The 7,288-nt window shown below is 60.1% G+C and carries 5 protein-coding genes; 2 read left to right on the plus strand and 3 right to left on the minus strand.

The features are described 5' to 3' along the window. The first annotated feature begins 1 nt into the window (after window position 1). A complete protein-coding gene (gene murA / locus BN1124_RS09890; protein WP_042641424.1) occupies window positions 2-1,258 on the plus strand; it encodes a UDP-N-acetylglucosamine 1-carboxyvinyltransferase in 1,257 nt (418 codons plus the stop codon). A 91-nt stretch (window positions 1,259-1,349) separates the two neighbouring features. Here murA and pmbA read toward each other — a convergent pair whose 3' ends face one another. Next, the gene (pmbA, locus tag BN1124_RS09895; RefSeq protein ID WP_042641426.1) at window positions 1,350-2,693 is read right to left on the minus strand and encodes a metalloprotease PmbA; all 1,344 of its coding nucleotides are present in this window, start codon (window positions 2,691-2,693) and stop codon (window positions 1,350-1,352) included. A gap of 111 nt (window positions 2,694-2,804) precedes the next feature. On the opposite strand from pmbA, the gene yjgA reads away from it, so the two are divergent. Next, entirely contained in the window at window positions 2,805-3,329 is a 525-nt protein-coding gene (gene yjgA / locus BN1124_RS09900) for a ribosome biogenesis factor YjgA (protein ID WP_042641428.1), read from the plus strand. A gap of 87 nt (window positions 3,330-3,416) precedes the next feature. Here yjgA and BN1124_RS09905 read toward each other — a convergent pair whose 3' ends face one another. Together BN1124_RS09905 and tmaR are read right to left on the minus strand one after the other, a co-directional pair. Beyond that, window positions 3,417-6,500 carry a transglycosylase domain-containing protein gene (locus BN1124_RS09905; RefSeq protein ID WP_042641430.1) on the minus strand — a complete coding sequence of 1,028 codons (3,084 nt, stop codon included), beginning with the start codon at window positions 6,498-6,500 and terminating at the stop codon, window positions 3,417-3,419. Between the two features lie 214 nt (window positions 6,501-6,714). Continuing rightward, window positions 6,715-7,032: a PTS system regulator TmaR gene (gene tmaR, locus BN1124_RS09910; protein ID WP_042641432.1), complete on the minus strand. Its 318-nt coding sequence runs from the start codon at window positions 7,030-7,032 to the stop codon at window positions 6,715-6,717. Window positions 7,033-7,288 lie beyond the last annotated feature (256 nt).

The following is a 7,288-nucleotide window of genomic DNA, read 5'->3' on the forward strand; positions in this document are numbered from 1 at the left end:
AATGGATAAATTCAAGATCGATGGTCGTTGTACTCTCAACGGCGAAGTGACCATCTCTGGCGCCAAGAACGCCGCTCTGCCGATCCTGTTCGCTACCCTGCTGTGTGATGAAGAGATCCAGCTCTCCAACGTGCCGCGTCTCAAAGACGTGGGCACCACCCTCAAGCTGCTGGAGATGCTGGGTGCCAGCACCAAGGTCAACGGCAACGTAACTGTGCTGACCGGTGCGGTGAACAATCACGTCGCCCCCTACGAGCTGGTAAAGACCATGCGCGCCTCCATCCTGGCGCTGGGCCCGCTGGCGGCCCGTTTCGGGGCAGCCGACGTCTCCCTGCCCGGCGGCTGCGCCATCGGTGCCCGTCCGGTCAACCTGCACGTCCACGGCCTAGAGTTGATGGGTGCCAAGATCACCATCGAAGATGGTTACATCAAGGCCCGTGTCGACGGTCGCCTCAAGGGTGCTCACATCCTGATGGACATGATCTCCGTCACCGGCACCGAGAACCTGATGATGGCCGCCACCCTGGCGGACGGCCGCACCGTGATCGAGAACGCCGCCCGCGAGCCGGAAGTAGTGGATCTGGCCCACTTCCTCAACGCCCTTGGCGCCAAGATCCAGGGTGCCGGCACCGACACCCTGACCATCGACGGGGTCGAGCGTCTACACGGCGGCAGCTACAGCGTCCAGCCTGACCGCATCGAGACCGGCACCTTCCTGGTCGGCGCCGCCGTCACCGGTGGCAAGATCACCTGCCGCAAGACAGATCCTTCCCTGCTGGAGGCGGTGCTGGTCAAGCTGGAAGAGGCCGGTGCATTGATCGAGAAAGGCCCGGACTGGATCAGCCTCGACATGACCGGTCGCACCCTCAAGCCGGTCACCATCAAGACCGCCCCCTACCCGGCCTTCCCCACCGACATGCAGGCACAGTTTACCGTGCTGAACGCGGTCGCCAAGGGCACCGGCATGGTCACCGAGACCATCTTCGAGAACCGCTTCATGCACGTGCCTGAGCTGGTACGGATGGGCGCGGACATCGAGCTGCAGGGCAACGTCGCCATCTGCCGTGACACCGAGCAACTCAAGGGTGCCCAGGTGATGGCCACCGATTTGCGTGCCTCCGCCAGCCTGGTACTGGCCGGCTTCGTGGCCGAAGGCACCACCATAGTCGAGCGCATCTACCACATCGACCGTGGCTACGAAGACATCGAGCACAAGCTGCAAGGCCTGGGTGGTCGTATCGAGCGCATCAAGGGCTGATCTCACCGCCCTGTGAATAGCCGATAAAAAGGCCCCCTCGCGTTGGCGAGGGGGCCTTTTTCATGGCCGTCATCGGGAATGGAAAGATAGATCAGTGCCCCGCCAGCTTCATCTGCTCGACCAGCACGGATCCGGTCTTGAGGCTGGAGCGCTCGTCTTCATCCGTCCCCACCGCAACCAGAGAGCGGAACATATCGGCCAGATTGCCAGCGATGGTGATTTCCTCCACCGGATAGACTATTTCGCCATTCTCCACCCAGAAGCCGGCGGCGCCACGAGAGTAATCCCCGTTGACGATGTTGACCCCCTGCCCCATCAGCTCGGTCACCAGCAGGCCAGTACCCATCTCTTTGAGCATGCTCTGGAAGTCCTGACCGGTATTCGAGACCTGCCAGTTATGGATGCCACCGGCGTGACCCGTGGTGGTCAACCCCAGCTTGCGCGCCGAGTAGGAAGTGAGCAGCCAGCTCATCAGGCGGCCATCGCGGATGATGTCCATGTCGCGGGTACGCACCCCCTCGCCATCGAACGGAGTGCTCGCCAACCCGCCCAGCAGGTGGGGGAACTCCCGGATGCTGAGCCAGTCGGGCAGTATCTGTTCATTCAACTTGTCCAGCAGGAAGCTCGACTTGCGATACAGGCTGCCGCCGCTGATGGCCGTCACCAGATGGCCCCAGAGCCCGGCCGCAGTGTCGGGGTGGAACAGCACGGGGGCATGGCGAGTGGAGATCTTGCGGGCGCCGAGCCGGGAGAGGGTGCGTTCCACCGCCTCGTCGGCGATGCGCTGCGGGCTCCAGAGCCCGGCCAGATCCCGGCTGGAGGAGTAGCCATAGTCCCGCTGCATGTCGCCATCCTGCTCACCGATCAGCACGCAGCTCAGGGAGTTACGCGACGCCGCATAGCCTTTGACGAAGCCGTGGCTGTTGCCATACACCTTGACCCCCAGATGACTGGAGAAGCTGCCACCGTCGGAATGCTTGATGCGAGCATCGCGCCCCAGCGCCAGCCGCTCACACTCGATGGCCAGCTCTATGCCCCGTTGGGGATCCAGCAGGGTGGGATGACACAGCTGCAGATCCGGGGCATCCCAAGCCAGCAGTTCGGCATCGGCCAGGCCGGCGCACACATCGGGCGAGGTGTGGCGGGCTATTTCCATCGCAGCTTCGACGGCGGCACGGATCGCCGATGGGCTCAGGTCGGTGGTCGAAGAAGAGCCCTTGCAGCCGTCGCGATAGACGGCGATGCCGAGTGCCCCATCCTTGTTGAATTCGATGCTTTCCAGCTCGCAGCCCCGGGTGTTCACCGACAGTCCGGTCTGTTTGCTGATGGAGACTTCGGCAAGCCCGGCGCCCAGTCCTTTGGCTATCTCCAGTGCCTCGGCGACGACGGCCTCGAGATGGGCTTGATCCTGGCGGATTTGGTCTTGCTGGTCCATAACTCACATCTGTATGAAGGAAGGAAAGGGACTAAGCATATCAGACCCCTGCGCCCAGCGGGAGAAGCTGGTAACATATCCCCCAACGTGAATGACAGGAATCAAAGACCGATGAGTCAGTATCAAGACGACAACGAAATGGACGATTGGGGTCCCAGCAAGAGCCAGCTCAAGCGCGACGCCGAAGCACTGCAAAAGCTGGGGGCAGAGATCGTTTCCCTGAGCCATAGCGAGCTGGAAAAAATCCCGTTGGATGAAGAGCTGGCCGAGGCCATCGAGCTGGGCCGCAAGCTCAAGCCCAAGAAGGACGAATCCTTCCGCCGTCACCTGCAGTTCATCGGTCGCCTGATGCGTAGCCGGGATATTGAGCCGATCGAAGAGGCGCTCTCCATCTTCAAGAACCGCCACTCCACCGTGAATGCCCGTCTGCATCGGCTGGAGCAGTGGCGTGAGCGCCTGATCACCGAAGGTGACAGTGCCCTCAATGAACTGATGGCCCAGTTCCATGAGCTGGATCGCCAGAAACTGCGCCAGTTGATCCGCAGCGCCAACAAGGAGCGGGAGCTGAACAAGCCGCCGGTGGCCTTCCGCGAGATCTACCAGTATCTGCGCGGCGAGATCGAAGACCTGCTGTAACGGGTGACGCTGCCGCCAGTGTGAGCAATACCGAGACATAAAAACGGGGCCAATTTGGCCCCGTTTTTTATAGTGTCCATCTGGGCATCAGCTGCCCGCCATGCACTGGGTGTGGGTCCCTGGCTGCAGATAGGGCATCAGCAAGGGTGCCATCCCCTTGAGCACCTGTACCGGCAGCGCCGAGGTGAAGCGGAACTTGTCGGACTGGCTACCCGGTACATAGGCCGTCAGGGTGCCGAAGTGATCGTCCCCAATATAGAAGACGAAGGTCGCGGTCCGGTTGCGGGCCAGCGAGCTGGTCACGTTGCCATAGCGGCCCACCGTCTCGATCCGGTTATCCCCCGTCCCTGTCTTGCCCCCCATGGACAGCACAGTGCCATCCGGCAGGGCGAAGGCACCGGCGATACGCCGTGCAGTGCCCCCTTCCACCACCTTCGACAGGGCATTACGCAAGGCGTTGGCCACCTCGATGGGCAATACCCTGGTGCCTTGGGTGTTGGCCGGTTCAAACACGGTGGCAAAGGGCGTGTCCTTGGCAAAGGAGAGATGCTCGATGCGCAGAGTCGGGGCTCGCACCCCGCCGTTCTGGATGATCCCCATCAACTCCGCTAGGGCTGCGGGCCTGTCCCCTGAACTGCCGAGGGCGGTGGCAAGGGAGGGCACCAGATGATCGAACGGATAACCCAGCCGCGCCCAGCGTTGATGGATGTCGAGGAAGGCCTCGACCTCCAGCATGGTGCGGATACGGCTATCCCGGGCGCTGCGATGACGAGTCTTGAACAACCAGCTGTAGACCTCCTGGCGCTCATCCCGGCTCGCCGCGACCGCATCGGTAAAGGTCGCCTGGTCGAATTCCTTGAGATACGACAGCAGCCACAGCTCCAGCGGGTGTACCCGCGCGATATAGCCTTGATCCGGCAGTGAATACTTACCTGGGCCATAGCTGGTGTAGAGCTGCTCTATCCGTTTGTCAGTCAGCTTCTCCCTTGGCAACCGCTTGGCCAGGAAGGCGGCGAAGTCAGCCTGCGACGCCTCCGGCATCAGGTAGCGATGCACGGCCGCGAGTCGCACCGCGCTGGGCTTGAGGCCGTCCAGGAAGGTATCGAGCTGCTCATCCGCGGTCTTGCCGCGATACTTGCGCCAGAAGCGCAGCAGGTAGGTCTGACCCTCCTTGTCAGCGAACTTGGCGAGATACTCGGTACGACGCGGATCCTTGTCATCCTTGAGCAGTTGGGCGCGGTTACCTTCCTTGTAGAGGCTGTAACGCACTATGTCGCGCATCAGCCGCACGAAGGGCAGGTTGATGGATTCCCGCAGCGCATCGCGGATCGGCGGGATCCGGCCGTTATCCTCCTTGCGGAAGTTATTGAAGGTATGCATGCCGCCGCCGGTGAAGAAGCCTTCATAAGGGCTGGCGGAGTACTTGCGATCCAGTGCCGCCTCCAGCATGACCGGCAGGCTCTTGTCCTTGGCGGTCATCAGGTAGGAGATGGCCCAGCGGCTGATGTTGTCCTGATTGGACACCTCTATCTTGCGCAGGCTGTCGGCCGGCATGTTCCCATAGCTGTCGTGCAGTTCGGTGACGATCTCCAGATAGGTGGTCAGCACCCGCAACTTGGCCGTGGAGCCCAGCTCCAGCTTGCTGCCCTCGTTGATGTCAAACGGCTGATCCGTGTTGTCTGTCTGCACCCGCACCTTGACCCCTTCCGGCGTCTTCTCGAACAGGGTGAAGCTGTACTTCACGTCCCCCGTCTTCTCCGGCGAGAGCAGGCGCTCACCAAACAGGCCGACCTGGGAGGCAAACGTCGGATCCGCCAGCTGTTGCAGATAACGGGAGATATCATTTTGCAGCGGCATGTTGAGGGTGGTATCGGCGGTCAGATCCATGCGGTCCAGATCGTAGAGCTGCACCCCGAGCTGACGACTGAGGCGGGTACGCGCCACCTGCAGTCCCTTGTTGTTATTGACCCGGGTGATCGCCGGCGCCTGCAGGAAGTCGCGGAAACCGAGCTTGGCCTTGAGCGCCGACTCCATCAGTGCCGGGGAGATCATTCCCTCCTGCACGAACAGACGCAGGTAGCTGTCGGTCAGGGTCGACAACGCCTCCCGTCCCTGTGCCAGATAGTAGGAAGGACGGCGGTGAGCAATCATCAGGGAGACGACCTGGCGCAGCGCCAGCCCCTGCTCGGCCAGGGTGGCATCCTGATTGCGGGCGGGATCCAGCAGGCGATTGACCTCATCCACATTGGCCCCAAACCAGACCCAGAGGCCATCTCCCAGACCGTGAACTTCACCATAGCCAGGCGCCGCGGAGAGCGGTACCGAGTTGAGGTAGGCCCAGGCAACCAGCTTGCGCGCCTCCAACGTCTCCGGCCCCAGCCGGTAGGCCCGCACACTGGCCGAGACCATCTGGCGGATCTTCTCGGTCGGAGACAGGGTCAGGCCATCGGGAGAGTGACGATACTTCTCCACCTGGGTGGCAAGCGTACTGCCGCCGGCGGACTGATCCTGCATGTCCAGCGCCTTGCCCACCTGGGACAATGCCGCCTTGCCAAAACGAGGCCAGTCCACCGCCGGGTTGGCCAAGGGCTGCTCATTGCTCAGCAGATCCCGGTTCTCGATAAACAGCAGCGACTGTATCACCAGAGGCGGGATGGAGCTGAAATCCGGATAGTAGTGAGTCGGGTACTTGTACTGATAGAAAGGCTCTGCCCGACAGTCGTGCAGGGTCAGCCCGGCTTGAACCTTCTCGGTATAGGGGACAAAGAAGCCATGGCTGGCGTAGTTGTACAGCGCATCGGAGAAATGCACCTGTTCACTCACCTGATAGCCACGCTGGATGAGCCGCTCCTGGATCATGGGCATCAACACATAGCCGAGGCGCTTGTCGAAGGGACCATCATCCGGGAATGTAATCTGCTTGCTGGGGCCCTGCTCAAGCTGGTAAGTCAACTGGGCAGCGTAATGGGAGATCTCCTGCGATTGCAGTCGGGAGGTCTTCATCTCATAGCCCACCAGTACGATCACGGCGGCCAGACAAAGTAAAAAGATGAAACAGAACAACCAGCGCCACCAGGGACGACGCTTGCGCTTATGCTGACCGCCCGAGTCCGGTACGGATGAATCCTGAGATGCCACTTTATTCAAATCCGTCTGTTTTGATGCGCCCATATCAGCCCCACCATGGTTACGCAATTTATTGTCTTTCACTCAAGCTTAGTCGTTTCAAGTCAATGGCTTGAAAACTATTGACCGCTTTGATGCGATGTTAACAGGGCAATAATTAAAAAGGGAGTCGATTGTTGCAGTGCGGTGAGAGATCCGATCTGATGAGCAGAAATGAAACACCGGCCAGAAGCCGGTGTTCAATAATAGCGAGGACGCTTTATTTGCTGCTGCTCATGCCTTTCAGCTTGGTGCTCAGCTCCTTACGTTCCTTGGAGAGCTCGGCGTTCTTGATGATGTGATCGTCAACCCGCTCCTCGTAATCGGCACGCATGTTGGCGATGATGGCCTGCACTTCATCGATGCTCATGCCTGGCTTGATATAGTCGCTCAGGTTGTCGAGCAACAGTACCCGCTTCTGGTTATCACGGATCTTCTTCTCGTTGTCGACGATCTCGCGCTTGAGCTTGTTCTGACGACGGGACATGCGCACATATTCCAAGACATCGTTGAAAGTAGACTTGTTTACTTGTTCCATATCGATACCACTGACTGAAGGTTAATGAAAACAGGTCGGTCATCCCCGTACCAGAGAGGAACAAAATGCGTGGTACGGGCACACCCAGAATGCCCTTTACTCTACCGAGTTATGTTGCAGATACAACCCCAATCGCAGGCAGGTATGAGGTTGGCAGGCAGAAAGAGGCTAACCAGGTAGTCAGAACTGATAACTCAGCGGGCAGGAATTTCAGGTAATAAAAAAGCCCGCTCAGATGAGCGGGCTTCTTCTAATT

This window comes from Aeromonas eucrenophila, from assembly GCF_000819865.1.
In the GTDB taxonomy this organism is placed as follows: domain Bacteria; phylum Pseudomonadota; class Gammaproteobacteria; order Enterobacterales; family Aeromonadaceae; genus Aeromonas; species Aeromonas eucrenophila.

Excerpts from the sequence above, each read along its gene's own strand:
- pmbA (WP_042641426.1), bottom strand. The coding sequence starts at position 2,693 with ATGGACCAGCAAGACCAAATCCGCCAGGATCAAGCCCATCTCGAGGCC.
- yjgA (WP_042641428.1), top strand. The coding sequence starts at position 2,805 with ATGAGTCAGTATCAAGACGACAACGAAATGGACGATTGGGGTCCCAGC.
- BN1124_RS09905 (WP_042641430.1), bottom strand. The coding sequence starts at position 6,500 with ATGGGCGCATCAAAACAGACGGATTTGAATAAAGTGGCATCTCAGGAT.
- murA (WP_042641424.1), top strand. The coding sequence starts at position 2 with ATGGATAAATTCAAGATCGATGGTCGTTGTACTCTCAACGGCGAAGTG.
- tmaR (WP_042641432.1), bottom strand. The coding sequence starts at position 7,032 with ATGGAACAAGTAAACAAGTCTACTTTCAACGATGTCTTGGAATATGTG.